The 24,955-nt window shown below is 30.0% G+C and carries 26 protein-coding genes; 19 read left to right on the top strand and 7 right to left on the bottom strand.

The genetic code is table 11. From position 1 onward, the window contains the following. Positions 1-18: 18 nt before the first annotated feature. The 3 genes from IPK18_05740 to IPK18_05750 are packed head-to-tail and all read right to left on the bottom strand — an operon-like array spanning position 19 to position 2,522. The gene (locus IPK18_05740) at positions 19-444 is read right to left on the bottom strand and encodes an SRPBCC family protein (GenBank protein QQR99010.1); all 426 of its coding nucleotides are present in this window, start codon (positions 442-444) and stop codon (positions 19-21) included. A 12-nt stretch (positions 445-456) separates the two neighbouring features. After that, the gene (locus IPK18_05745) at positions 457-1,233 is read right to left on the bottom strand and encodes an alpha/beta hydrolase (protein ID QQR99011.1); all 777 of its coding nucleotides are present in this window, start codon (positions 1,231-1,233) and stop codon (positions 457-459) included. 8 nt (positions 1,234-1,241) lie between these two features. Continuing rightward, complete coding sequence (locus IPK18_05750; GenBank protein ID QQR99012.1) at positions 1,242-2,522, bottom strand: sterol desaturase family protein; 1,281 nt, start codon at positions 2,520-2,522, stop codon at positions 1,242-1,244. 130 nt (positions 2,523-2,652) lie between these two features. Between IPK18_05750 and uvrB the strand changes: the two genes are divergently transcribed. Further along, positions 2,653-4,668 (top strand): excinuclease ABC subunit UvrB, encoded by a 2,016-nt coding sequence (gene uvrB, locus IPK18_05755; GenBank protein QQR99013.1) that lies wholly within the window; start codon positions 2,653-2,655, stop codon positions 4,666-4,668. Here the strand turns inward: uvrB and asnB are convergent. The 3 genes from asnB to IPK18_05770 all read right to left on the bottom strand — a co-directional run bounded on the left by asnB (position 4,663) and on the right by IPK18_05770 (position 9,316). Further along, a complete protein-coding gene (gene asnB, locus IPK18_05760; GenBank protein ID QQR99014.1) occupies positions 4,663-6,561 on the bottom strand; it encodes an asparagine synthase (glutamine-hydrolyzing) in 1,899 nt (632 codons plus the stop codon). The two genes, uvrB and asnB, sit on opposite strands and share 6 nt — an antisense overlap. A 43-nt stretch (positions 6,562-6,604) precedes the next feature. After that, positions 6,605-7,444, bottom strand: coding sequence for a transketolase (locus IPK18_05765; GenBank protein ID QQR99015.1), 840 nt, complete (start codon positions 7,442-7,444; stop codon positions 6,605-6,607). Between the two features lie 264 nt (positions 7,445-7,708). Beyond that, positions 7,709-9,316: a fibrobacter succinogenes major paralogous domain-containing protein gene (locus tag IPK18_05770; protein ID QQR99016.1), complete on the bottom strand. Its 1,608-nt coding sequence runs from the start codon at positions 9,314-9,316 to the stop codon at positions 7,709-7,711. Between the two features lie 289 nt (positions 9,317-9,605). On the opposite strand from IPK18_05770, the gene IPK18_05775 reads away from it, so the two are divergent. From IPK18_05775 to IPK18_05860, 18 genes are all read left to right on the top strand, one after another. Beyond that, a complete protein-coding gene (locus IPK18_05775; protein QQR99017.1) occupies positions 9,606-9,785 on the top strand; it encodes a hypothetical protein in 180 nt (59 codons plus the stop codon). A gap of 3 nt (positions 9,786-9,788) precedes the next feature. Next, positions 9,789-10,073: a virulence protein gene (locus tag IPK18_05780; protein ID QQR99018.1), complete on the top strand. Its 285-nt coding sequence runs from the start codon at positions 9,789-9,791 to the stop codon at positions 10,071-10,073. Between the two features lie 110 nt (positions 10,074-10,183). Beyond that, complete coding sequence (gene nadB / locus IPK18_05785) at positions 10,184-11,779, top strand: L-aspartate oxidase (GenBank protein ID QQR99019.1); 1,596 nt, start codon at positions 10,184-10,186, stop codon at positions 11,777-11,779. 12 nt (positions 11,780-11,791) lie between these two features. Further along, positions 11,792-13,246 (top strand): hypothetical protein, encoded by a 1,455-nt coding sequence (locus IPK18_05790; protein ID QQR99020.1) that lies wholly within the window; start codon positions 11,792-11,794, stop codon positions 13,244-13,246. A gap of 132 nt (positions 13,247-13,378) precedes the next feature. Next, positions 13,379-13,720 carry a heavy-metal-associated domain-containing protein gene (locus IPK18_05795; GenBank protein ID QQR99021.1) on the top strand — a complete coding sequence of 114 codons (342 nt, stop codon included), beginning with the start codon at positions 13,379-13,381 and terminating at the stop codon, positions 13,718-13,720. Positions 13,721-13,748: 28 nt separating this feature from the next. After that, positions 13,749-14,591: a hypothetical protein gene (locus IPK18_05800; GenBank protein QQR99022.1), complete on the top strand. Its 843-nt coding sequence runs from the start codon at positions 13,749-13,751 to the stop codon at positions 14,589-14,591. A gap of 19 nt (positions 14,592-14,610) precedes the next feature. Further along, entirely contained in the window at positions 14,611-15,564 is a 954-nt protein-coding gene (locus tag IPK18_05805) for a hypothetical protein (GenBank protein QQR99023.1), read from the top strand. A gap of 46 nt (positions 15,565-15,610) precedes the next feature. Further along, entirely contained in the window at positions 15,611-16,453 is an 843-nt protein-coding gene (locus IPK18_05810) for a hypothetical protein (protein ID QQR99024.1), read from the top strand. Positions 16,454-16,488: 35 nt separating this feature from the next. After that, positions 16,489-16,782 (top strand): hypothetical protein, encoded by a 294-nt coding sequence (locus IPK18_05815; protein QQR99025.1) that lies wholly within the window; start codon positions 16,489-16,491, stop codon positions 16,780-16,782. A gap of 36 nt (positions 16,783-16,818) precedes the next feature. Then, entirely contained in the window at positions 16,819-17,874 is a 1,056-nt protein-coding gene (locus IPK18_05820) for a DUF695 domain-containing protein (protein QQR99026.1), read from the top strand. Positions 17,875-18,011: 137 nt separating this feature from the next. After that, the gene (locus IPK18_05825) at positions 18,012-18,569 is read left to right on the top strand and encodes a hypothetical protein (protein ID QQR99027.1); all 558 of its coding nucleotides are present in this window, start codon (positions 18,012-18,014) and stop codon (positions 18,567-18,569) included. Positions 18,570-18,593: 24 nt separating this feature from the next. Beyond that, positions 18,594-19,160 (top strand): hypothetical protein, encoded by a 567-nt coding sequence (locus IPK18_05830; GenBank protein QQR99028.1) that lies wholly within the window; start codon positions 18,594-18,596, stop codon positions 19,158-19,160. A gap of 11 nt (positions 19,161-19,171) precedes the next feature. After that, the gene (locus IPK18_05835; GenBank protein ID QQR99029.1) at positions 19,172-19,894 is read left to right on the top strand and encodes a hypothetical protein; all 723 of its coding nucleotides are present in this window, start codon (positions 19,172-19,174) and stop codon (positions 19,892-19,894) included. A 26-nt stretch (positions 19,895-19,920) separates the two neighbouring features. After that, positions 19,921-20,712: a hypothetical protein gene (locus tag IPK18_05840; GenBank protein ID QQR99030.1), complete on the top strand. Its 792-nt coding sequence runs from the start codon at positions 19,921-19,923 to the stop codon at positions 20,710-20,712. A gap of 12 nt (positions 20,713-20,724) precedes the next feature. Beyond that, positions 20,725-21,447: a hypothetical protein gene (locus tag IPK18_05845; protein QQR99031.1), complete on the top strand. Its 723-nt coding sequence runs from the start codon at positions 20,725-20,727 to the stop codon at positions 21,445-21,447. 26 nt (positions 21,448-21,473) lie between these two features. Continuing rightward, positions 21,474-22,040 (top strand): hypothetical protein, encoded by a 567-nt coding sequence (locus tag IPK18_05850; GenBank protein ID QQR99032.1) that lies wholly within the window; start codon positions 21,474-21,476, stop codon positions 22,038-22,040. A gap of 20 nt (positions 22,041-22,060) precedes the next feature. Further along, entirely contained in the window at positions 22,061-22,789 is a 729-nt protein-coding gene (locus IPK18_05855; GenBank protein QQR99033.1) for a hypothetical protein, read from the top strand. Positions 22,790-22,806: 17 nt separating this feature from the next. Continuing rightward, complete coding sequence (locus IPK18_05860; protein QQR99034.1) at positions 22,807-23,508, top strand: hypothetical protein; 702 nt, start codon at positions 22,807-22,809, stop codon at positions 23,506-23,508. A 117-nt stretch (positions 23,509-23,625) separates the two neighbouring features. Here IPK18_05860 and IPK18_05865 read toward each other — a convergent pair whose 3' ends face one another. Then, positions 23,626-24,942 (bottom strand): hypothetical protein, encoded by a 1,317-nt coding sequence (locus IPK18_05865; GenBank protein QQR99035.1) that lies wholly within the window; start codon positions 24,940-24,942, stop codon positions 23,626-23,628. Between the last annotated feature and the right edge of the window lie 13 nt (positions 24,943-24,955).

Raw genomic sequence — 24,955 nt, forward strand, 5'->3', positions numbered from 1 at the left:
TTTTCATACTAAAACAATTTAGATACTACTATTCCTTAGTTTCTTTAGTCCATTTCTAATGCTCTTTTCTAAGAAAAACTTTACAATAACATCTACAAATGGAATTGTAGAACCAAACTGAATAGTATAATGTAATGCAGAACCATTTTCTGTACTTGAAAAGTGAATTTTGCCAATATGGTCTTTTAGTGGACTTCCTTTTGTGATTTTGTATTCTATCAACTCATTTTTTTTGTAAGCTGTGATGCTTTCTTCAAATGGTGGTTCTATAGCTATTTGCAAACTACGCACTGAGCCAACACCATATTTGTCTGTTTTGCCTGTTTGTATAGTTTTTGCTTTTACTGGTGTAAATAGATTAGAAAGATTTTCATGTACTTCCATGTATTGAAAGAGCTTTTCAACCTCAAACGGAAATGTTTCGTTTATTTCTATATATTGCATTCTTGATGTTTTTTATTTTAGCCATTCATCTACTGACTTATTAAATTCGTCTGCTTTATCTATCATTACCCAATGTCCAGAATTAAATGCTTGTACTTTGTTTTTTGGGTTTAATAATAATTCTTCTGTCCATTTTTTTGAATGAAACTGAAATGGTTTTTTTGCTGCATATGCATAGAAAAATGGAAACTTAGGATGCAACACTTTTAGTTTTTTTAGTCCACCAGCAACATTGAACCATTGCATGGCATAAGGTAAGCCCATTCCTGCATGAATGTTTTCTATATTGCTTCTTGCTTTAAGTGCTTTTGCCATGCTTTTATGTACAAAATCATTTTTTACCAACCAACCAACTGCCAATGTAAATTGATAAGCAAACACCATTAGTTTTGCTTGTATTGATAATGAATTGGCAAAATCTTTGGATGCAGCATCACCAATATCTATGCCTATCATTTTTGCTATTCTTTCTGGATTTCTAATTACATATTCGTAGCCAAATACGCAGCCCCAATCGTGCACCAACAATATTACTTTTGATTCTGGTGAAACAGTATCTATAATATTTTTTATTCTATCTACAATTGTATCTAATGAATATTTTGTATCATCATTTTTTGCAAAGCCAGGTAGAGTAAATGTTACACAAGTATATTTTGGACTAAAATATTCTATTTGTTTTGCCCAAATTTCGTGTGTATCTGGCCATCCGTGAATCATTACAATAGTATCTTTACCTTGTCCTTGTATGTATACTTCTGTACCTTGTACGTTTATTGTTTTAATCATATTTGTTGTTATTTGTATGCTACGACATTATTTTTAAAAGTTCTAAGATAGAAATAAATTGCCATGCTAGAAGATATGCAATAGAATATTAGAATAATAATATTTCCATTTGGAATAAATTGATTTAACCCAAACCAATCATTGGTTTGTAATGATATATATGTTGCCATAATAAGTGCAATGATTTCTGTAAAAACACCTATTATGTTCTTATCCATTAATGTAGTAAATGAAAATATATTGAATAATAAAAACAGGCCGTAATAGAAATATTGGTAATCGTCTCTTATGTTTTTCATATTAAAAAACATAAATCCCATTAATAAAAAAATAGATATTAATCTTATTAAACTCCAAAGTTGGAATGTGTTGGTGTATGTTGGTGTATACTTTTCAAAATTATAAACATCATCTCCTTTTAGGTAAAAAACTGGATATTTTTCTGCAACATCAGCTGGGCGCCAACCTGTAGGTTTTACCCAAATCAAGAATTTATCTTTTATGCTTTTTGTTCTAAATGAGTCTTTTATTATCAACCACAAGTGTTGGAAATTAATAATAAATGGATTCCAAGTTCGTGCTGGTCTACGCACACCATAAACGCATGGTTCTGTTTCTAGCTCTTCTTGAAATGTACCAAATAGCTTATCCCAAATGATAAAAATTTGAGCATAGTTTTTATCCATATAAATATCATTCATAGAATGGTGCACACGATGATGTGATGGTGTTACAATGATGTGTTCTAAGAAGCCCATTTTCTTTATTAATTTGGTATGGTACCAAAATTGCATAAAAAGATGTATAGGTGCTGTAATGATGTACACTTCTTTTGGTATGCCTATTATAGCTAAAAAAATACCAATGCATAATAAGGACAAAAAGTTAGTAATTGTTGCAAATTGTTGTCTGAGTGCACATGGCAAATTATACTCTTCGCTGCTGTGATGTACAATATGTATGTTCCAAAAGTAATTCACAGTATGTGAAATTCTGTGCTGCCAATATCCGCCAAAATCCATAACGATGAATGCAATAATATAAGTAAATGCATTGACTTGTTTCCAATGTACCAATGCTAAGTGATCTACAAGGTATCCATAAGAAAAAATTACGATAATCAATCCTAAGACATCTTTAATGGTGTTTGTCATGCCAGAAAACAAACTAGATATACTGTCCATGTGGTTATAATCTAATTTATTTAATTTATAGATTATAAGTTCAACAAGAATTAGAATAATAAAAATTGGCATTGCAATCAATAAGATTAAACCGTATGTGTCCATTTCTATCTATTTATTTCAAAGTTAATCAACAAATCTTTTCTTTTCATCATTTTAAACATAAATCTTTAACTTTTTTAATTTATGATTCTTAATGTAAGATTGTATAGCTTTATATCCTTATTTTTACAGTGTGAATTTTGAAATCCATAGTCATTTTAGACCAGCTGGCGACCAACCATCAGCAATACAAAAACTAGTTGATGGTCTTAATCATCATGAAAAGCATCAAACACTTTTGGGTGTAACTGGCTCTGGAAAAACATTTACAGTTGCAAATGTTGTAGAACAAATACAAAGACCTACCTTAGTATTATCACATAATAAAACCTTAGTAGCTCAATTGTATACTGAGTTTAAGACTTTTTTTCCTGATAATCGTGTTGAGTATTTTGTATCCTATTATGATTACTATCAGCCAGAAGCATATGTACCAACAACTGATACTTATATAGAAAAAGACTTATCTATCAACTCAGAAATTGAAAAACTGAGATTGAGTACAACGTCTGCATTAATGAGCGGAAGACGTGATGTGTTGGTTGTTGCATCTGTTTCATGTATTTATGGCTTAGGTAATCCAACTGAATATAAAAATCAAATTATTCATTTACAAATTGGACAAACTGTATCAAGAAATACTTTCTTATTCGAATTGGTTTCTGTATTGTATGCCAGAACAACTGATGAATTTGAGCGTGGCAATTTTAGAGTAATTGGCGACACTGTTGAGGTATTTGTTGCCTATGATGATTATGCCTATCGTATTACATTTTGGGGCGATGAAATTGAAAACTTAGAAGTAATTGACCCAAAAACTGGAAGAAAAATAGAAAGTAGAAAACAGATTTCTATCTATCCAGCCAACATATATATTGCACCAAAGGATATGATGCCTACAATAATCTCAGAAATACAAGATGAATTGTATGCTCAGATTCAATATTATAATTCTGTAGGAAAGATAGCAGAAGCAAAAAGAATTGAAGAAAAGACAAATTTCGATTTGGAAATGATGCGAGAATTAGGTTACTGTTCTGGCATAGAAAATTACTCAAGATATTTTGATAGAAGAAATATTGGCGAAAGACCATTCTGTTTGTTAGATTATTTCCCAGATGATTTTTTATTAGTTGTTGATGAAAGCCATGTTTCTATTCCACAAGTTGGTGCCATGAGTGGTGGTGACAGAAGTAGAAAACAAAACTTGGTAGAATATGGTTTTAGGTTGCCTTCTGCATTAGACAATAGACCATTAAATTTTCATGAGTTTGAAAGTATAGTTAATCAAACAATATATGTTTCTGCGACTCCTGGTGATTATGAGTTACTTCAAACTGAAGGAGAATTTATAGAACAGATTGTAAGACCAACTGGCTTATTGGACCCACCAATTGTTGTAAAGCCAAGTATTAACCAAATTGATGATTTGCTTGAACAAATTAGACTTCGTAAAGAAAAAGATGAACGAGTTTTGGTTACTACATTAACCAAAAGAATGTCTGAAGAATTAACAAAATATTTAACAAAACTAAATATAAAATGTAAATATATACATAGTGATGTAGACACGATGGATAGAGTAGAAATAATCCAAGGTTTGCGTTTGGGTGATTTTGATGTTTTGATTGGTGTAAATTTATTAAGAGAAGGTTTGGATATTCCTGAAGTAAGTTTGGTTGCAATTTTGGATGCAGACAAGGAAGGATTTTTAAGAAATACACGTTCTTTAACGCAGACAGCAGGACGTGCAGCCAGAAATGCAAATGGTTTGGTTATTTTTTATGCTGATAAAATAACTAAAAGTATGCAACAAACTATTGATGAAACGAATAGAAGACGTGAAAAACAAATTGCCTATAATATTGAGCATAATATTACACCAAAAACAATTTATAAGTCTAAAGAAGACATCATTAATAGTGCAAGTATTTTAGATGTAAGAAACAATAAAAAACCAAAACCAACTGAAGATAAAAATCCATTGAATATTGCTGCCGAAGAACAAACAAAGTATTATACAAAAGAACAACTAAAGCAAGCTATAGAAAAAACAAAGAAAGCTATGCAAAAAGCTGCGCAAAAAATGGACTTTATGGAAGCTGCACGTCTAAGAGATGAAATGTATCAATTAGAAAAGCTATTATAACATATATTTCTTATAGAAATTTTGGAATACAATTAATGCCCAAATTTTTGCATGTACATCATTTGTATTGTTTGAAGACAAATTTCTTTTGAGTGTTTTGATATAATTCACATCAAAAATATTTTGATGTCTAATAAATTCTTCATCAAAAATTTCCTTATCTATATATGATTTTAAATCTGTTCTAAACCATTGTAACAATGGCACTTCAAAGCCTTTTTTTGGTCTATTGTACAATTCTTCTGGCAATACTTTTCTAAATGTATCTTGTACAATTCTTTTCTTCTGTTGCGCGTTTATCTTAGATGAAACTGGTAATGAAAATGCGTATTCAACTACTCTATAATCTAAAAAAGGTGTGCGTATTTCCAAAGAGTTTCGCATACTCATTCTATCTACTTTTACCAACATGTCGTAAGCCAAAACTAAAGCAACATCAGCACGTAGACAATCATTTAATGTACCATCATGTTGAATAAACTGCGTAAAATTTTGTCTAGTTTTTATTATTTCTGGCAATACTTGTTGCGTCTTGTCTTTTAGAATTGAGTTTACTTCATTAAAATTCATAAAACTACACCATTTCCAATATCGTTCTGCTGCATCTAAGTTCATGCCTTCTGCAAATCGCTCTAACTGTCTTATTTTATTACTTATTCCTCCACTTCTAGATTTTGGTAATGACTTCCAAATAGGCAACAGTTCTTGTATTAATTTTGCTTTCCAACCACCATTTCTACTTTGCCATTCACCGTAGTGTTTGTTGTATCCAGCAAATAATTCGTCGCCACCATCGCCAGAAAGTGCTACTGTTACATGCTTTTTGGTATATTTTGATAATAGATTTACCAACAAAGCTGATGAGTCTGCAAATGGCTCGTCTGTATAGTCTAATAATTCATGCAAACTATCTAACAAATCATCATTCTTTAGTTTGAATACAGTATGGTTTGTATTAAAATGCTTGGCTACTAAATTTGCGTAATGTGTTTCATCGAAGAATGATGCATCTTCAAATCCAATAGAAAAAGTATTTAAGTTTTGTGTGTATTTAGATGCCAATGCTACCATCACTGATGAGTCAATACCACCACTTAGAAATGCACCCAAAGGAACATCTGCTACCAATCTCAATCGCACAGCATCATCCAATAATTCATACAATTTATCTTGTTGTTGTTGATAGTTTAATGGACTTTTTTCTGCTTCTTGCGCATTATATGGTAAAAAGTACCACTGTTTAGCTTCAACCTTATTGTCTTTAATTGTGATGCAATGTCCTGGTTTTAATTTATAAATATGCTTAAAAATGGAATGCTCATCTGGAATATAATTTAATTGAAAATACAAAGAAACAGCCGTCCAATTCAGTTCTCTTGGTAAAGGAAAAACTAACATTGCTTTCAGCTCAGATGCAAAATATATTTTATTATCATAGATTGAATAATACAATGGTTTTACGCCATATCTATCCAATGCAATAAATAATTCATTGGTATGTGTATCGTAAATTGCAAATGAGAAAAAACCATTTAATCGTTCTAAACATTTTTCTTTGTAATGTATATAAGCATACAATAAAACTTCTGTATCTGATGTTGTAGAAAAGTTATAACCAAGATTAATTAAGTCTTCTTTTATTGTTTGATAGTTAAATATTTCTCCATTAAAAACAATCGTATATCTTTTTTCTTTATCAAAAAATGGCTGGTTGGCACTGCTACTTACATCAATAATAGATAGTCTTGCGTGCACAAGCACTACGTTCTGTATTTCAACAATAGATTGATTGTCTGGCCCACGTTTGTTTAATGATGTTGCAACGTTTTGTAATACATCTTTTGGTGTATCTACTTTAGACGAAATTGCATATACTCCTGCGATACCACACATAACAATACAAGTTAAGAATTATATGCTAATAAAATAAAAATAGTTAGTAATCACCTAATGTTTCTTCTAACTGTGCTAATGCTTTTGCTAATTGTTCATCATTTGGTGCAGAACCATGCCATTTGTGTGTGCCCATCATATAGTCAACGCCATTGCCCATTTGTGTTTTCATTAGAATTACAATTGGCTTACCATTTCTTGCTTTTAGTTGCGCTTCCGTTAGGGTAAATATCACATCTTCCATCACATTACCATTCATATTCATCACTTCCCATCCAAATGCTTTGAATTTTGCATTCAAATCACCAAGGTCGCAAACTTCTTGTGTGCTTCCGTCTATTTGTGCGTCATTCCAATCTACAGTTACAATTAGGTTGTCTACTTTTTTTGCAGCAGCAAATATTACGGCTTCCCAAATCTGACCTTCTTGCAATTCGCCATCGCCTGTTAAACAATACACTAAATTATTTTCTTTGTTCAATTTTTTTGTAAGTGCAGCGCCAATTGCTACTGAAATACCTTGACCAAGTGAGCCACTTGCAATTCTAATTCCTGGCAAACCTTCGTGTGTTGTAGGATGTCCTTGTAATCTAGAATTTATATGTCTAAATGTTCCTAATTCTTTTACATCAAAATAACCTCTGCGAGCCAATACTGAATAAAATAACGGAGAAATATGTCCATTCGATAAGAAAAACAAATCTTCATTGGTACCATTCATGTTAAAATTGGTATCAACTTTCATGATTTCAAAATAAAGTGCCGTAAGATAATCTGTGCAGCCCAAAGAGCCACCTGGATGTCCAGATTTACATTGGTGTACCATGCGTACAATATCGCGTCTTACCTGTGAGGCTACTTTATTTAACTCTGCTATTTGCATTTTCTAATTTTTTACAAAAATATTAAAAATAAAGCATAGAAAAAATTAAATATGTATGAAATAGACTGTTTTTAATATTGAATTGTAAATATAAAATGATTAATCAATAATTCTATTTTTTAAATCCATACGCCACGCTTCCTAAAAATATTATCACCTTCTGACTTATACAAAAATAAATATGTTTGTATGTTGGAAAATAAGGTATTTAGGCGACTGGTCATAAGACCTGTTGAGGGCGAGGTAAATAAAAGTACAAAATAATTAATCCTTGATACAACGCACACTAAAGCCATGGCGGTCATTGGCGTAGTCTCTGAAGGCACCCGAATAATTGTAATCCAGACTGCGGTACCACGCAGCGTTTGTACCGCTCTTTGTTGAAGACCAAAAGTAGGTGGTGGAGCTAATAGAGAAGAACGATTCATAGTAGTAACTGAAGTTACCTGCAGGAAGACCTGTAAAGCCACTACTATTGGTGTTGGTAATGCCTGCAAAAGCTGTCCACAAAGTGGTAGCTTTCATTTTATCGCCTGCTACACTTTCGCCACCTAAATAAGTAGTAAGTGTTGTCCATTCTGCATCGGTAGGTACATGCCAGCCAGCAGGTGCCAATTTGCCCGTGTTTACTGCGTACCAATTGTACAATTTGCCGTAGGTGGTATTGTTGGCTGCATTGTTATCATAAATAGCATACGCACCATTAGTTGTTGCTTGCCAAGCAGCAACGCTTAAGCCAGTTGGTATTGCTGTGCCATCATTATATCGTGTAGTTTTTAGGTTTTCTACCATCCAAGTTTGTGTGCCTATTTTTACAGTATGGTATATATTGCCATCTATATCTGTAACGGTTTCGCTACCATCATCTTCAACCTTAAATATAATTGATTTGGAAAACTTAGCTTTATATTTGTTATCCGTTGCAATAGCATAAAGGGAGTGATAGCCTTTAGATAATGTATTAGCAGGAATAATAAAATGGTTAAGGTCAGCATCTACTCCTGCTACTTTTGTACCCTGCTTAATGCCATCAAGGAACAAACTCACAGAAAGTATAGAACCATCTATATCATAAGCATATATAGAAACATTAATATTTTCAGAACTAGGAATTTTGTCACCATCTAATGGAGTGGCAATGAAACACTGAGGAACTTCGTTTTGTGGCGTTGGAGGTTTTGGAATTGTATTTGTATTAGAAGTAGGGCTTGGTGGAATATATTCATTCTCCTTTGGTTCATAGCGATCCGAAGTTGGGCTTTCGCGAAAATCATTATAATTGACATCTACGCCACCCCGTGTTAGACTCTTAATCTCATTATTAAGGGACTCTATACCATCTCTTAGAGAATTACTAAACAAGCCAAAAGTACTTCTGTCCGTTCCTGCAGTAAACTCATTCAACCATGTTTGGAAATTTTCAACCCGAGTGTGTATATCTTTTTCCAATTGTTTTATTCCTAAAAAATCAAACTCTATTGGTGGCTCCTCCTCTGTTTTTCTTGCTCCATCTGTATCTTCGTTAATATCAAAACTATAAGATTCAATAAATACATCTGTTTGGTTACTCCAATTATAATCAAAGAAATTTATTGTTAATAGGCTATCATCTTCGTCTATTTTATTTACACTACCTAATTTAGTACCGTTTTTTAAGCTTGGGTATGCTAAATATATCTTTTTATTTTCGTCCAATATATAATTGTATACCGTATCTGAATTTTTATTTTCTAACACAATACTTTTTATTTCTTTTGGAATGCCCTTATCATTATAACTTCCATAGAAATGCGTTTTATATTGTGTTTCAGCATCATACACATCTGCCAATAAGCCATCTTCTTTGTTGGCTTCATCTTTATAAATGTTCACGTTAGGCTGTGCATTATTTATTGTTTTATCTTTCTTACAAGCAAAAACAAAGAGGGCAAATAATAAAATTGAAATTAGTTTTAAATTTTTCATAGCATTAGCATTTTAATTTAAAAGTAAAGCTAATTATTTTATTTAAAACAATGCAAATATTTTCAAATGTTTTTCTAATTGCAGCAGCATTAAATATAGAGCCAAAAGATTTGTTTGATTTCAGTATTTTGGCAGAAGAATAAATTTGTGTATTTTCTTATTTATGAATAACTTTGTAGTACAAAACTTTTATTAAATGAAAATAGGAGATAAAGCACTAATAGACCCAAAAGTTACAGGTTTAAGTAATTGGATAGAAGGTATTATTATAAAAATTAGAAACAATCCATTTTTAGGTAAAGAAATTGCTATAAAAGATAGCAATGGAAATATTTTTTTTGATGCTGTGAAATATTTTAAAATAGTAAGTCAATAAGAAATGTTTGCTATTAGTTTCGACATGTTAATTGCCGATTTAAAAGATAATTATGGTGAATCTTACAATAATGCTTATTATGAAATAAGTGTTGTTTTAGAAGAATATGATTTTTATAGAGCACAAGGAAGTGTTTATCTGTCTGAAAAAAATGATATGGCAAACCTAACCAAGGCTATGATAAAACTAAAAAGCATAGAATGGTTTAGAAAATCCGTAAGAGACATTAGAGCTTTTAAAGTAGAAGATTGGTCAAACTTCACTGATTTTATGAAAGAAGATGAATAGTATTTTTATAAATAATAAGATATTATACACAAAACCTAAATGAATTATTCACGTTCCAAATAACACAAAGGATTCTAAAATATCGTTGCTAAATTATTTATCTTTGTTTTATGTATGATTTTTTAGTAATAGGTTCTGGTATCGCAGGACTAAGTTTTGCGCTGAAAGTAGCAGACAAATACCCAGAAAAAAAAGTATTAATTCTGACTAAAGCTAATGAAGACGAAAGCAACACAAAGTATGCACAAGGTGGAATTGCTGTGGTTACAGACTTTGTAGTAGATAATTTTGAGAAACATATCCAAGATACACATATTGCAGGCGATGGCTTGTGTAACCCAAAAGTTGTTGACTTTGTAGTTAAAGAAGGTAGACAAAGAGTAGATGAATTAATAAATTGGGGAACAAGGTTTGATAAAGACAATGATGGTGATTATAAATTAGGAAAAGAAGGTGGCCATTCAGAATTTAGAGTATTACACTACAAAGACATCACTGGTTGGGAAATTGAACGTGCTTTATTAGAAAAAGTACATCAATATCAAAATATAGAAATTAAGCAACATTTCTTTGTTATTGACTTAATTACTCAACATCACTTAGGTAGAATACTTACAAGAGTATCTGAAAACATACAATGCTTTGGTGTTTATGCATTAAATAAAGAAACAAACCATATTGAAAAAATATTAAGCAAGATAACTGTTTTGGCAACTGGTGGATTTGGACAAGTGTATAGAAGTACAACCAATCCAGTAATTGCAACAGGAGATGGCATTGCTATGGTATATAGAGCAAAAGGTAGAGTATCTAACATGGAGTTTGTGCAATTTCATCCAACAGCATTGTACGAACCAGATGTGAGCCCAAGTTTTTTAATTACAGAAGCTGTGCGTGGCGATGGTGGCATTCTAAAATCTAAGAATGGCGAAGAGTTTATGAAAAAATATGATAAACGAGAGTCGCTTGCACCACGTGATATTGTAGCAAGAGCCATAGATAATGAAATGAAAATTCGTGGAGAAGAATGTATGTACCTAGATTGCAGACACATGGACTTTGATAATTTCATTCATCATTTCCCAAATATTTATGAAAAATGTAAAAGTGTAGGTATAGACATTACAAAAGATATGATACCTGTTGTGCCAGCAGCACATTATGCTTGTGGTGGCATTACCATTAATGAAAACGGACAGACATCAATCAATAATTTGTATGCCTGTGGCGAATGCACCAATTCTGGATTGCATGGTGCCAATCGTCTTGCATCTAATTCTTTGTTAGAAGCAGTTGTGTTCTCACATAGAATTGCAGAACACGCAATAAATAACATACTCAATATTACTATTGATGAAAATAAATTTCCAGAATGGGATGCAACAGGCACCAGCGAACCAAAAGAAATGGTATTGATAACACAAAGCATGAGAGAACTCAAAGACATTATGAGTAATTATGTAGGTATTGTTAGAAATAATATAAGATTAAGTAGAGCTTCTGGTCGTTTATATTTACTATTCAAAGAGTGTGAGGAAATGTATAATACCACCACAATTTCGCCACAATTGATGGAATTAAGAAATTTAATAACTATTGGATATTTAATTACAAGAAGTGCGTTATTAAGAAAAGAAAGTAGAGGTTTGCATTATACAACAGACTACCCACAACATGCTGAATTTACTGAAGATACTGCGTTATAAAACATATAAATTATGCTGCAACATCCCATTGTTTTATTAGTTCAAAATATTGAAAGCTTATATCCTAAGGAAATTCAAAAGCACTTTAGCATAATAAAAAAACAACGTTCAGAAAAATTATATAAATTAATTGCTCAAGCAAAGAATGATGAGCAACTAGAAAAAACATTATTGTTTAGGAAACTTTTTGGCAAAGCATATACTGAAAAAAATGATTATTTGTGGCGCAACGAAATTCGCTTGCTAAAAGAAGAATTAGAATCTTTCTTAATTCAAAAAGAACATGAATTTATATCAAAGAACAATGAAGCTTATAATCAATGGTTGTTAGTACAAGCATATGACAAGATGAAGTATTTGCAAGGCATTACAGAAAAATATGAAAGCTTAGTAAATGAAAAACATGAATATGCATCTTATCATTATGCCTTAGATGCACAATTTATTTTATTACAAAATCTACAACATATTACACCAGACGTTACAAAACGAATGGAAGCTTATCCAAAATATATTGAAACTTGGAAAGAATTACTAAAAGACAGTTTTGCCGTAGATAGTGCACGTATCAATTTGTCTATTGCACAATTCAATTGGTTGTGCAATGCACATCAAACAGAGATTGTTACACCAGCTTTAGATGATTATTTTACTGGAAAATTGAATGAAAATAATTTGAGTGTTTTCTTTAATAATTTTGGCAAATCATATTATCCAGAATTAGAACTAAAATTAGCAAGCTTTGATAAAGCAATTAAAGCAATAGAGATTGTAACTCAAAAAAATGCCCTGTACAACGAACACAGCATAATTATACAGATGGCATTAGGCAAAGAGCTTTCTTCTAACGGACACTTTGCTAAAGCACATGAAATATTGAGTAAAATAAAACCAACGATTGATAAAGACTTTGCAAAACACAGAACCGTTTTTTATGTAAATTATGTGACAAACTTGGTTAAAAACAAAATGTTTAAAGAAGCATTATATGTCTTAGAACATGAATTTACAACAGATAATCAATTGTATAAAAATATGTTGTTGCAAAGTAGACTATTGTGTTATTTATATTTAAAAGATATAGATAATTTATCTACATATATATCTTTTGATTTGGATACAGCACCATTTCCTCAAAACTATATGCTAAAAGTAATAAAGTCTGCATATTTTTATTTATTACAAGAATATGATACTGCGTTGAGTATTATTAATAGTCTAATCCAACCTAAATTTGCAGATGGAATCATGAAGTTTTATAATCCAATTACATTACTGTATAAGAAATTATATACCATCACTCAAAAGAATGTTTTACAAAAAAATTGGTCTGAAAAAGACGTGCAAGCACTACAAACTATGATTATAGATTTTGAAGCAACTTGCGACCCAGAAATAAAATTAGTTTCCATTTATACTTGGTTAAAGATAGAAATTGAAATAAATATTGCCAAAAAACAAGCATAAGGTGTTGTTTTAATTAATTTATTATCAAAGGATTATAAGATATTTTTTAATAATTCCTCTCACAAAACACATTTTTTTCATTTTTTTTCAAATTCTGTTTGATACAACTTTGTATCAATAAAAAATAAAACTATGAAAAATCTAATCTTTATGCTGTTGTTTACAATAAACGGAATTATTGCTGTCGCTCAAGACAACAACACAATTAAAACAAATGCAACTTGCCAACTTGGACAAGAAAGAATCATTAAAGAACTAAAACAATTGGATGGTGTATTTGATGTAAAATTTGATGTGCAAGGTACAATTACATTAGACTACAGTTCTGATGGAACACCTTACAATGATATTGTACAGAAGATAACAGAATGTGGTTTTACTGCAAATGGCATTGCACCAAAAGGTGGCGATAAAAATTTATGTAAAACAACTACTATACAAAAAACAAGCACAAAGTCAAAATCAACAAAATAATAGTATTATATAATTAAAAAAACAAATCATGAAAAATTTATTAAGTTTAATTTTAATCGTTTTAGTTGTACTTTCTTCATGTAACAAAACAGAAGAAAACATTCAACCAGAAAAATGGCAAACTACAAGATTAGTTAACGCCAACTTAAGTACGTCTGGTTATTTATATTCTCTAGATTTTTATCAAAAGAAAGGTAATGAATGGCGTATTTTACAATTTGAGCCAGATGACTATATTACTTTCTTAAATATAGATTCATTAGCAACTACAGATTATAATTTACCTGTAAAAAATGAAAATGCTTTTATAACAAGCAATATAGAACTCTTCAATATACAAGAAGATAAAATTTATTTCCCATATAAAGCAAAATGGCTAATTGGCGATCCTGTGTTATTCAATGAAAATAAATCTTTTAGTGAACAATTTCCAGATCTGCCAGCTACTTGGAAAAACGCAAATAAAATAACCACAGCAACTTATTCGTATGAAAAAGCATATGATAATAATGACAAGGTTCCAACATATATCTTTTATGATTTTACAAATCAAAAATATGTGTATTATGCTATTAAAAATGGGACAGACTTAGTAATAGAAAAAAACTTAACAGACTTGCTACCATACTCTAATCTTATAGATTGGACAGGTATTGATGCAGTAACGTGTACCAACTCTTCAGATGATGCAGACTTTTATTATTTCTTTGATTTTGATGCACAAAAAATGTATGTACTTAACAGAACAGGAAAGAATACCAACAAACCTAAGTTCGAATTAGATCCAAATAATATTGTAAATCTATCCGAATCTTTTTTTCAAAAATCTATACCAAACCAAGATAGAGTAGCATACGATTTTAGTAAATAAAATATTAAAATAAAAAGTTATGAAAACATACACAAAATTTATTTCAGCATTGGTACTTACCATATTAATAGTATCCTGTAAAAAAGAAAGCACAACACAAAAAACTGTTGTTAATTTAAAAGGGGAAATTGCACCATCACTTGCTATGCAAAAAGATGGTATTATTGAATTTTATGATTTAAGAGATGCTAATAATCCTCAAAAAGCAGCCTTTAATGTCGTGGGAACAACTGCAGATAAATTACAATTACAATATGTAAAAAGTAGACCAATCGGTAGTAAAACAATAAAAGCAAATTACGGTGACTTAAATAATTATTCCAATAATGAAATTTATTTAGCAGATAAAAATTGGCCAAACTGGACAAATATTTCAGTTGTAGGAAATTGGTTAGTTATGAATAATGATAGTACCAATCAACTCTATCCAGCTTATCAAGAGACCGAAGGTATTTCTAAAATTTATACCTATACTTCTATGTTTAATAAATTTTCTGGTTTGGGCAACTGGGCAACACCAGGTACTATTAATGGTTGTATTGAAGTCTATGAAAGCTATAATAAAACATACTATAATGCAATAAATAATACAAGAAATGCTTTCTTCTTTAATTTCAGAACTCAAGAATATTTATTTGATTATGATATAAATGATGCTGGCAGGCATTATACTGGATATAAAATAACCGATTTAGTAAAAAAACCAAATGGAAATATGGATACAGATCCTATAGATTGGACAAAAGCTGATTTTGCATTTGATATTTCATATGGTCCTAGTTACACAGATATCAAATACAATGGAAAAAAAGTAACAGTTTTTGTATTTGTTGATTTAGACACCAAAACCTATGCTGCTTTTGTAAGAAACACTGAAGATGATGCTATAAATGGCGCAGACAAAGCAAGACAAACATTACTCACTACATCTTGGCAACCTTTGAGCAATTTATTTAAAGGTTGGGATTTATAACCAAAAGGATAAATTAATAAAATAATATATAATTAAATAGCAAATTATGAGAAATTTATTAAGTTTAATTTTAATCGTATTAGTTGTATTATCTTCTTGCAATAAAGCAGAAGAAAACGTTCAACCAGAAAAATGGCAAACTACAAGTTTAGTAAACGCCAACTTAACTACGCCTGGTTATTTATATTCTCTAGATTTTTATCAAAAGAAAGGTAATGAATGGCGTATTATACAATTTGAACCAGACGATCATATTCATTTCTATATGGTAGATTCATTGGCACCAACAGAATACACTCTACCTATCAAAAATGAAAAAGCATTTATGACAAGCAATGTAGAATTGTTCAACATACAAGAAGATAAAATTTACTTTCCGTACAAAGCAAAATGGTATTTTGGAGATCCTGTTTTATTTAATGAGAAGAGATCTTTTAGTGAACAATTTCCAGATTTGCCAACAGCTTGGAAAAACGCAGACAAAATAACCACAGCAACATACTCACGTGAAAATGCTTATGATAATAATGGCAAAGTTCCAACCTATATCTTTTATGATTTTCCAAATCAAAAATATGTGTACTATGCTATTAAAAATGGTACAGATTTAGTAATAGAGAAAGACTTATCAGATTTGTTGCCATATTCGAATCTTATAGATTGGACAGGCATTGATGCTGTAACATGTAACAATTCTGATGCTAATGAAGACTTCTATTATTTCTTCGATTTTGATGCACAAAAAATGTATGTGCTTAGCAGAACAGGAAAGAATACCAACAAACCTAAGTTCGAATTGGATCCAAATAATATTGTAAATCTATCCGAATCATTTTTTCAAAAATATATTACAAATCAAGAGAAAGTTGCATTTGATTTTAGTAAATAATAAATATTTCAAGAACCATAAAACTATAAAAAACTATGTGTACACATCTAAAACCAATTGAAGATTTTCTAAAATCTAAAGGATATGTAGAAACCTACCGTGGGCAAGTATGGTCAAATAATTGTAGAGAATGGATTTACTTTAATACTATACTTCAACCAAAAGAATTAATAACACAATTCAAATTAGGAAGTTTTATTACTATTCACGATTATGAAGATATAAAAGTTGGTTCTGAATTAGGATTGGAATGTACCTTATGCAAAGATGCGATAATGGGTTATCATCCAAGCTCTGCCTATTCAAAAGAAAAATATCAGGTGTACTAAAAAACCATTTTTAAAATATTAAAATAAAAACATACTATGTTGGCAATAGAACAATATGCAACAATATATCTGCCTATGATGGCAGCAGCTGGAAATCCACAACAAGAAGAAAGTATCTGTAATAACAATGGAATTACAATAGCACAATGGAACGAAGCAAAAGATTTTTATACTAAGAAAATGATGGATCCAATGGATATGGGAAAAACTGCCATGGCATTTTCCGCTGCTATGCAAGCAGCACCAGCAGTCTCTCAACCATCTTTTACACCAGCCAATTTTGTTGTCGCAAATCTAAGTATTTATATTAATGAAAATGATATTCAATTTGTCGAGTTTTTAAACAAAGCATCAAAACAACATATTGTATTACAATTAGGCTTTGAAGTTCATGATGATTTTGAAAAAAATTATATTAATGGACGAGTATATATTTCTATCAACGAGCCAAAATATAGTTTGTATGGTGGCGTAGCAAAAGTAGAGTTAAGTAGTAAAGAAGTAAAATTCATTTTTGATGATGAAGGCAAAGAAAGAATGAAATGTGATAGCATCACAGCCTACTTAGATATCAATGCAAAATATTATAATTACTTGAAAAGAAAAATGAAATTCATGTATAAAAATATTTTAGAGATACAAGAAGAAGCATTGCCAGAAACGTATGAAATAAATGGTATTTCTTTTAAAGACAATTGGTCGGCATTTACAAATGGTGCCATGAAAATTAGTGTTCGCCCACACCTAGAAGAAATAAAAATATCTGGAAAATACCCACAAGTTGTGTTTGTAGATTTCATGTCATCTACAATTGGACAAGATGCAAATGAGTTAGCATTACTAAATGAGATGGAAGCCTGTTTGATAGATACATTAGAAAAAGACTTGGCTGCTGTTCTTACATTTCATGTAAGCTATGCAGAAAAACGCCGCTATTTCATATATACTTATTTAAGTCAGAATGATTTTATGATTCGTATTAATGATGCATTTAAGTTATTACCACAATTGCCCTTACAATTTAGTGGCGGAATTGACGAAAAATGGGAAAATTACAACAATTGTTTAGCTGACTTAATTGAAAATAGATAGTTGGTTATAAACTAATTATGACAAAAATATATAAAACAACTCTCACAAAACCTAAAAATATAAGTTGTAATAGTATTCAGTTAGAATAATCTTTGTAATACAAATAAAAAAATATTATTCACTAAAAACAAACAAAAATGAAAACACTTAAAAAAATCAGTATGTTGCTATTGTTATCTATAAGCATGTTCTGCATCAGTTGCAGCAAAGATTCTGAGAATGATACAACAAATCCAGACACTACATTCAATAAGAATAACTATACAGAATACCTTATCTGCAAAGCAGACGGCGTACAATATGCGGTTGGAAACAATAGTAAGATTTCTGTTGCTCTTGTCAAGTTTATATTGTCAGGAAACTTGTATGTAAATGCTTCAAATGGTGAGTTTGTTCCAGGTAATGTGGCACCAATGCAAATCGAACTTCAATTCAAATCTTTTAGTAAGACTGTTGCTAAGAACTATGACATACCAACAAATTATCCTACACTAATACTAAAGCTAAATGGTACAGACGATCATTATACTACAGATAATGGCAAATCTACAGTACAAACAAATGCTTTACGTGTTACAAAAATTGAAGATGGTTATATGTATGGTACATTCGACTTTACTGCGTACGATGAAACAGATAAAACAAAAAGCATAAAAGTAACAGACGGAGAATTTAAAGTAAAAATACCTGATTAATTTATCATACAAAATCATAAAATTATGAAAAATCTAATTTATCTTATTAGCATCGTATGTATCTCATTTACTGCTTGCAAAAACAAAACAAAACAAAGTAAAATGGCTGAAGATATACTTCAGGAAGCACACGAAACCACTGCTATTATTGCCAAAGAAGGAAAGGGAAAGATAAGCTTACAATATGGTGATGGCAAAACAATGGAAATTAATGGCATTTGTGGTGCTATTACAACCATGAGTACTATAATGGTAGCAGTACGAGATGATAAGGTGCCAGCAAAAGTATTTACTATCAGTTTTGCTACCGAAAAACTACCAGATGTAACTACTACCTATACTATTCTTGGGTCAACGTATGATGTAAAAGGTACCAATGCGGTATCTATTGGTTTTGCAGATTTTTCTGATGCTGTAAAAGCAAGTTGGGACAGTGATAAAAAAACAGGTAAGTTAGATTTTGTAGTAAATGGCAATGAAATAAAATGCACATTTAGTAATCTTCCATTACAACCAAATACATTGATCAATAATGATGAATTTGATACTCCAGCAACTGTTTCAGGAGAGTTAACTATTTATAAAAATTAAAAATATATATCATGAAAAAATTAATCTTATTACTCATCTCAGCTATGCTGTTTTTATCATCATGTAAAAAAGATAATTCACTACTTGGCACAAGATTAAAAACTTTTACATTTAAAAGTTCACTTATAGAAGAAAAGAGTACAATTCAGTACAACAGTTTTAATAAAGTTGACAATGTAAAAGTTGAAAAGAATGGTGCACACATATCTACCAAATATTGCATTTACAAATCAGACCATTCATTAGATAGTATAATAATAAAAAATGCTACAGGTACTATAACAGAAACTATAAATGTGGAATGTACCAATTACAAAGTAACAAGATATACATCAGAATCATTTGACATACAAATTAACTATAACAACAACGGTACACTTAATCAACTTAAATCTGATAAAATCACTTTGGGCTTTGCCTATACCAGCGATACTGTATCTATTAGTAAAAAAGAGGTAGGTAACCCAACAATATCTTTAATATTTTATACTATTCGAAAAGATATAAAGAATCCATTTTATATTACAGGATTTGAATCTGAAATGTATATTGTTTTAGGCGCTCTATTGTCTAACACACACACTCCATATACAGCCTTTACATCCTATGCAGAATCCAAACTGTTCACATCTGGAAATATATCATTTACCTATGAAGGCAACTTTAATGGTTATCCTTTAAAACGCTTTTTTGATGATGGATTTACAGAAACCTTTACCTATGAAGAATTTTAATTTATAAATCTCAAAATTATTATATCATGAAAAAAATACTAATCTTACTTCTAATGGTTTCTTTCGCCTTTATTGCTTGCGAAAAACCTATAAAAACTATATTTGATAAAAAAGGCACACGATTAAAAACATATACAAGTTATCTATATAGATATGACGACAATCCTGTTGATTTCTCAAATGGCAATAAATTTATACCATATTACAATGGATTTAACAAGATTGATAGCGTTCAAATATTAAATAGTGATGATGCACATATAGCCACCTACAGATGTATCTATAATGCAGATAAAACCTTAGATAGTATATATTCATTTTCTGCAATATTTGGAGTTATTTTAGAGCGATTCAATGTTGAATGTGATGGCAATGGTAGAATTATTCTTTTAGATACACAACCAGGTACAGCTAGTGGTAAAGAAGTCATTACTTACAACAGTGATGGTACGGTACATACAGAATCTTATAATGATATTGTTCTAAGGTACGAATACTTTGAAGATAGTGTGAATATATATGAAAAATTTGAAACACGTCCTGAAGTCTTACATCAAAAAATAAAATTTTCCCAAACAATAAAAAACCCATTTTATATTAATCAGTTTGATAAAGAAGCATATATTATGCGCTATCTAATTATTCCTTCATGGAATTTAGGATTGTTTCCTATGGCTGTAACAGAAATTGAAACAATAGGTAAGTCAACTAGAACACTCAACTATTCAGGTTCATTTAATGATTATCCATTAGAGATGGTAGATAATTTTGGCGGTGAAGAAATCTTTACTTATGAAGAATTTAAATTATTAAAATAAAAAATATACATCATGAAAAAGATACAATTTATACTAATCACATTTTCATTATTATTTTATGCATGCGACAAAGAAGAGGTAATTAAGAAAACAAGACTAAAATCTTATACTTTTTCAAGAGATGGCGTGAATATTAATTATACAATATACTATAATAGTTTTAATAAGATTGATAGTACAACTACATATTTTGGTAATAACCATTATTTAACCATTCGTTGTATTTACAAAGCAGATAAAACAATAGATAGCATTGGGCATAGACTTTATTCGCATGATCGATATGATGATATAGATGTAACCTATAATAATATAAATAAGATTGCTTCTATACCAGCAATGCATAAAAGCTATTATTATGATGCAAATAATAAAATAAATCAAATAACAATAGAAGGTATTTCAAATAATTATGAATATAATGATGATAGTCTTTTGGTGTATATGCAACCTATAGATGAACCAGATTTGATGTTGTATAAAAATGATAAAATAGCTAAATCCATCAATAATCCATTTAATATTATAGGATTAGAAAATGAATTGCCTATTATATATGAGCTTTTAGGATTCTCAAACGTAATGTATCCATTTTTAAGTCATGCAATAGCTTCTTCATACAATGAAGAAACTGGAGAAGAAATCATCTATAACTATGAAGGCAGCATTAATGGCTATCCATTAAAACTAACTTATGAAGATATTACTCAGACTTATACTTACGAAGAATTTTAATTTACTAATACAATAAATATAATATCATGAAAAAATTAATTTTATTATTCATCACAGCAATGCTCTTTTTATCATCTTGTAACAAAGATGAAGTAAAAAAAACGGAATCTAAACCAAGTGAATTTGTTTTAGATTCCATTCAACGAGATTTTACAAGAGAAATTTCAAATGGGTCAAATGGTCAATTTGCAGTTGGTTACGACTTCTGGGTTACCGACAGTGGTGTTATTAACCAACTTGCGTTAATAACACCATCAACAGGAAGCTATAAGGTTTATATTGAAAATACAGATACTGAGAAAAAAGATTCTGCTACTATCAATATTACAGTTGCAGACACTGGTAAAGTTATTTACAAAAGTATTAATCCTATGATTGCAAATGCAGGAGATTATTTTCGTATTTCATTTAATGACTTAGACAAACCACAATATCAATATATAAAAGCAGGTGGAATGAATCATTTATATGGTCATATACGTTTAAAATGGTATGTTTTTCAACAAACAACTTCGTCAGTTGTAGGTTCCCCTTTTGGTCATTCTATGGATTACACTTTTGGTGGTGTTGGATTTACTTATATAAAAAATTAACAATATATAAACACAATACCATGAAAAAATTACTTTTCTTACTTATCTCTGCAATACTCTTTTTATCATCTTGTAAAAAAGAAGCAGCTCAAAAAAACACAAGAATAAAAACTTATGAAGTAAAATATTTAACTCTTGACCCTTTAAAACTAATATTTAGTTATAATAGCTTTAATAAAATCGATAGCATTGAAATTTTAATTAGTGGTACAAAACAATTAACTTATTATTGTAAATATAAATCAGACCATTCTTTAGATAGCCTAATAAATACATATGGTGCAAATCGCATTGCAAGAAAAGTTGAATATGAAAATTTTAAAATAAAAAAACTTGGTAACTATACCATCACTTACACTAATAGTGGATTTATCAATACATTTACAAACGATACTTATTTATATAGATACGAATACTCAGGTGATAGTATTATGACCTATCAAAAGATTGGGAATGATCCAGAACAACCTGAAAAAATATATAAAATTTCATCAAATATAAAAAATCCATTCTATATAAATGGCTTCACAAATGAATTCTCTTTATTTAGTTGCATACAATATGAGCTTGAAGCGTATGTAACAGATGATTTATTTGCACCATATTGTGTAACAGAAATTAATTTAGGTTCACAAAAAACTACCTATAATATTGATGGTCTTTTTAATAATTATCCATTAAAAGAAACCGTAAGCTATAGTACTTCTAGTTTTATTACAACTATGAAATTTACTTACGAAGAATTTTAAACTATAAACACAATATCATGAATAAATTACTTTTCTTTCTCATCTCAGCAATGCTCTTCTTATCATCTTGTAAAAAAGAAGAAGTAAAACAAAAAAACACAAGATTAAAAACTTATTCTTTTTTAGGAATGGCTTATACCATAACATATAATAGTTTTAATAAAATAGACAATTTAAAGGTTGTTAATGGTACAAATATTTCCTATACCTATTGTAGATATAAAGCAGACCATTCTTTAGATAGCATAATATTGTTTAATGTTGATGGAAACGTATATCGTAGTATTGACGTTGATTGTTCAAATTTTAGAATAACAAAGTATGATGACAATGTAATTACCTATAATAGTAATGGCAATATCAATACTATAACTAATTTTTATTATTATTATGGCGATTTGCATTATCAATACAGTGGCGATAGTTTAATGATATATAATAGTTCTGATATATTGATTGATAAATATCAGATTTCAACAAGTATAAAAAATCCATTCTACATTACTGGATTTGAAGCTGAACGATTTGTATTATATTATCTGTTAGACTATGCCAGCCCTTTGTCTTCTGCATTATTACCTTATGCTGAAACTAAAAAATATCTTGAATCAGTATATACTAATTATACATACGAAGGAAATTTTAATGGTTATCCATTAAAACGATATTTAGGCACAAATACTGAATATGTAGAAACTTTTACTTATGAAGAATTTTAATTACAAAAAACATTAACTATAAAATTATAGTCTTATACTATAATACTTTACACTTTCAATAAAAAAGCGAAGCCTTTCGGGCTTCGCTTTAATGTTTATTATCTACAAATATAAAACCTATTTTACTTGTACTGTTGTTTCTTCATTTATCCAACATTTGATGGTGTAAGGTGCACCTACTTTAAGTTTCTTTGCGTTTACTTCAGTAATTGTTGGCAAATATTGTTTGTATGTTGCTAATAAATTGCTTGCTTCTTTTTTCACATCATCATCGCCATATTCTACTGCTTTTCTAAAATTATCGAATGCTGGCCACAATACTATTTGTGATTGGAAACCTACGCCTGGTCCACACAATTTTCCGCTTGATGCATATAAATAGCCTATTAATAAATATGCTCTTGCATTGTTTGGTTCATATTGTAATGCTGTTCTTGCTAAAGTTCTTGCTGTTTCAAAATCATTTTTATCAGTTTTCATATTTGCTAATAACAAGTACAAACCAGCAATTTTTGATGAGTCTTTTTCGTTTTTTATTGCATTCTCATACAATGTATATGCTTCAGCTTCTTTATTAGATTTCATATAGATGTTTGCCAATCTAATAGCATAGCTATAATTTGGATTTAATTGATTTAGTTTTTGTAACAATGTAACGTTGAAAGCACTATCAGCACAACCTTTTGTTTTGTTGTACACATTTTCAACTGTTGCTAAATCATTAGGTTTTTCGTTATATTTTTTCATATAAATCTCCATCAATTTTGCACAGTCAGATGGATCTTCTTTGTTTGCAAAATTTTGAATATATATTTCATCTATTGATTTCTTTGCATCTTCGTAGCTAGATTTATATGAATCATTTTTAGCTATATTTTTATCTAATATTGCTACTAGTTCATTATATTTTTTAGTTAATGCGTCTTCTGTAATTTGTCCAGCACCATATTCATAGTTCAATAGATTAAAATATGTACGAATAGCCAATGGATATCTACTTGATATTTGAATTGATTTTTCAAGTGCTTGTTTGGCTGCTGGCACATCATTTTTGTAGGTAATGATTGCTTGTGCTTTTTTTGTACCAAGCACAAAATCTTCGTTTCCATGACATACAATCCACTTGTCATACATTTCTAACAATGTGTCTGTATATTTTGCTTTTAGCGTAGCATCTGTTGTTTTTTCAATTTTCTCTTTTAGAATTTCTTCTCCTTCATAAAAAATAATTGAAGAAAGTCCTGGAGCTTTATCATACAGTGTACGCCAGTATGGATATGCTTTTTCAAAATCGTGTTTTTTGTAAAACTGTTTGTAGTAAAAATAGACTGGAGCTGTTTTTAAGCTATCTCCATCTATGTGTTTTGGACAATTGTTAGCTTTTGCATTTAAAAATGCTGCAAAAATGAATACAATAATTGCAATTTTTTTCATCTACTTTTTAATT

The organism is Sphingobacteriales bacterium (assembly GCA_016699615.1).
Lineage (GTDB): Bacteria > Bacteroidota > Bacteroidia > Chitinophagales > JADIYW01 > JADJSS01.

Excerpts from the sequence above, each read along its gene's own strand:
- IPK18_05740 (QQR99010.1), bottom strand. The coding sequence starts at position 444 with ATGCAATATATAGAAATAAACGAAACATTTCCGTTTGAGGTTGAAAAG.
- IPK18_05745 (QQR99011.1), bottom strand. The coding sequence starts at position 1,233 with ATGATTAAAACAATAAACGTACAAGGTACAGAAGTATACATACAAGGA.
- IPK18_05750 (QQR99012.1), bottom strand. The coding sequence starts at position 2,522 with ATGGACACATACGGTTTAATCTTATTGATTGCAATGCCAATTTTTATT.
- asnB (QQR99014.1), bottom strand. The coding sequence starts at position 6,561 with ATGTGTGGTATCGCAGGAGTATATGCAATTTCGTCTAAAGTAGATACA.
- IPK18_05765 (QQR99015.1), bottom strand. The coding sequence starts at position 7,444 with ATGCAAATAGCAGAGTTAAATAAAGTAGCCTCACAGGTAAGACGCGAT.
- IPK18_05775 (QQR99017.1), top strand. The coding sequence starts at position 9,606 with ATGAAAATAGGAGATAAAGCACTAATAGACCCAAAAGTTACAGGTTTA.
- IPK18_05780 (QQR99018.1), top strand. The coding sequence starts at position 9,789 with ATGTTTGCTATTAGTTTCGACATGTTAATTGCCGATTTAAAAGATAAT.
- nadB (QQR99019.1), top strand. The coding sequence starts at position 10,184 with ATGTATGATTTTTTAGTAATAGGTTCTGGTATCGCAGGACTAAGTTTT.
- IPK18_05790 (QQR99020.1), top strand. The coding sequence starts at position 11,792 with ATGCTGCAACATCCCATTGTTTTATTAGTTCAAAATATTGAAAGCTTA.
- IPK18_05795 (QQR99021.1), top strand. The coding sequence starts at position 13,379 with ATGAAAAATCTAATCTTTATGCTGTTGTTTACAATAAACGGAATTATT.
- IPK18_05800 (QQR99022.1), top strand. The coding sequence starts at position 13,749 with ATGAAAAATTTATTAAGTTTAATTTTAATCGTTTTAGTTGTACTTTCT.
- IPK18_05805 (QQR99023.1), top strand. The coding sequence starts at position 14,611 with ATGAAAACATACACAAAATTTATTTCAGCATTGGTACTTACCATATTA.
- IPK18_05810 (QQR99024.1), top strand. The coding sequence starts at position 15,611 with ATGAGAAATTTATTAAGTTTAATTTTAATCGTATTAGTTGTATTATCT.
- IPK18_05815 (QQR99025.1), top strand. The coding sequence starts at position 16,489 with ATGTGTACACATCTAAAACCAATTGAAGATTTTCTAAAATCTAAAGGA.
- IPK18_05820 (QQR99026.1), top strand. The coding sequence starts at position 16,819 with ATGTTGGCAATAGAACAATATGCAACAATATATCTGCCTATGATGGCA.
- IPK18_05825 (QQR99027.1), top strand. The coding sequence starts at position 18,012 with ATGAAAACACTTAAAAAAATCAGTATGTTGCTATTGTTATCTATAAGC.
- IPK18_05830 (QQR99028.1), top strand. The coding sequence starts at position 18,594 with ATGAAAAATCTAATTTATCTTATTAGCATCGTATGTATCTCATTTACT.
- IPK18_05835 (QQR99029.1), top strand. The coding sequence starts at position 19,172 with ATGAAAAAATTAATCTTATTACTCATCTCAGCTATGCTGTTTTTATCA.
- IPK18_05840 (QQR99030.1), top strand. The coding sequence starts at position 19,921 with ATGAAAAAAATACTAATCTTACTTCTAATGGTTTCTTTCGCCTTTATT.
- IPK18_05845 (QQR99031.1), top strand. The coding sequence starts at position 20,725 with ATGAAAAAGATACAATTTATACTAATCACATTTTCATTATTATTTTAT.
- IPK18_05850 (QQR99032.1), top strand. The coding sequence starts at position 21,474 with ATGAAAAAATTAATTTTATTATTCATCACAGCAATGCTCTTTTTATCA.
- IPK18_05855 (QQR99033.1), top strand. The coding sequence starts at position 22,061 with ATGAAAAAATTACTTTTCTTACTTATCTCTGCAATACTCTTTTTATCA.
- IPK18_05860 (QQR99034.1), top strand. The coding sequence starts at position 22,807 with ATGAATAAATTACTTTTCTTTCTCATCTCAGCAATGCTCTTCTTATCA.
- IPK18_05865 (QQR99035.1), bottom strand. The coding sequence starts at position 24,942 with ATGAAAAAAATTGCAATTATTGTATTCATTTTTGCAGCATTTTTAAAT.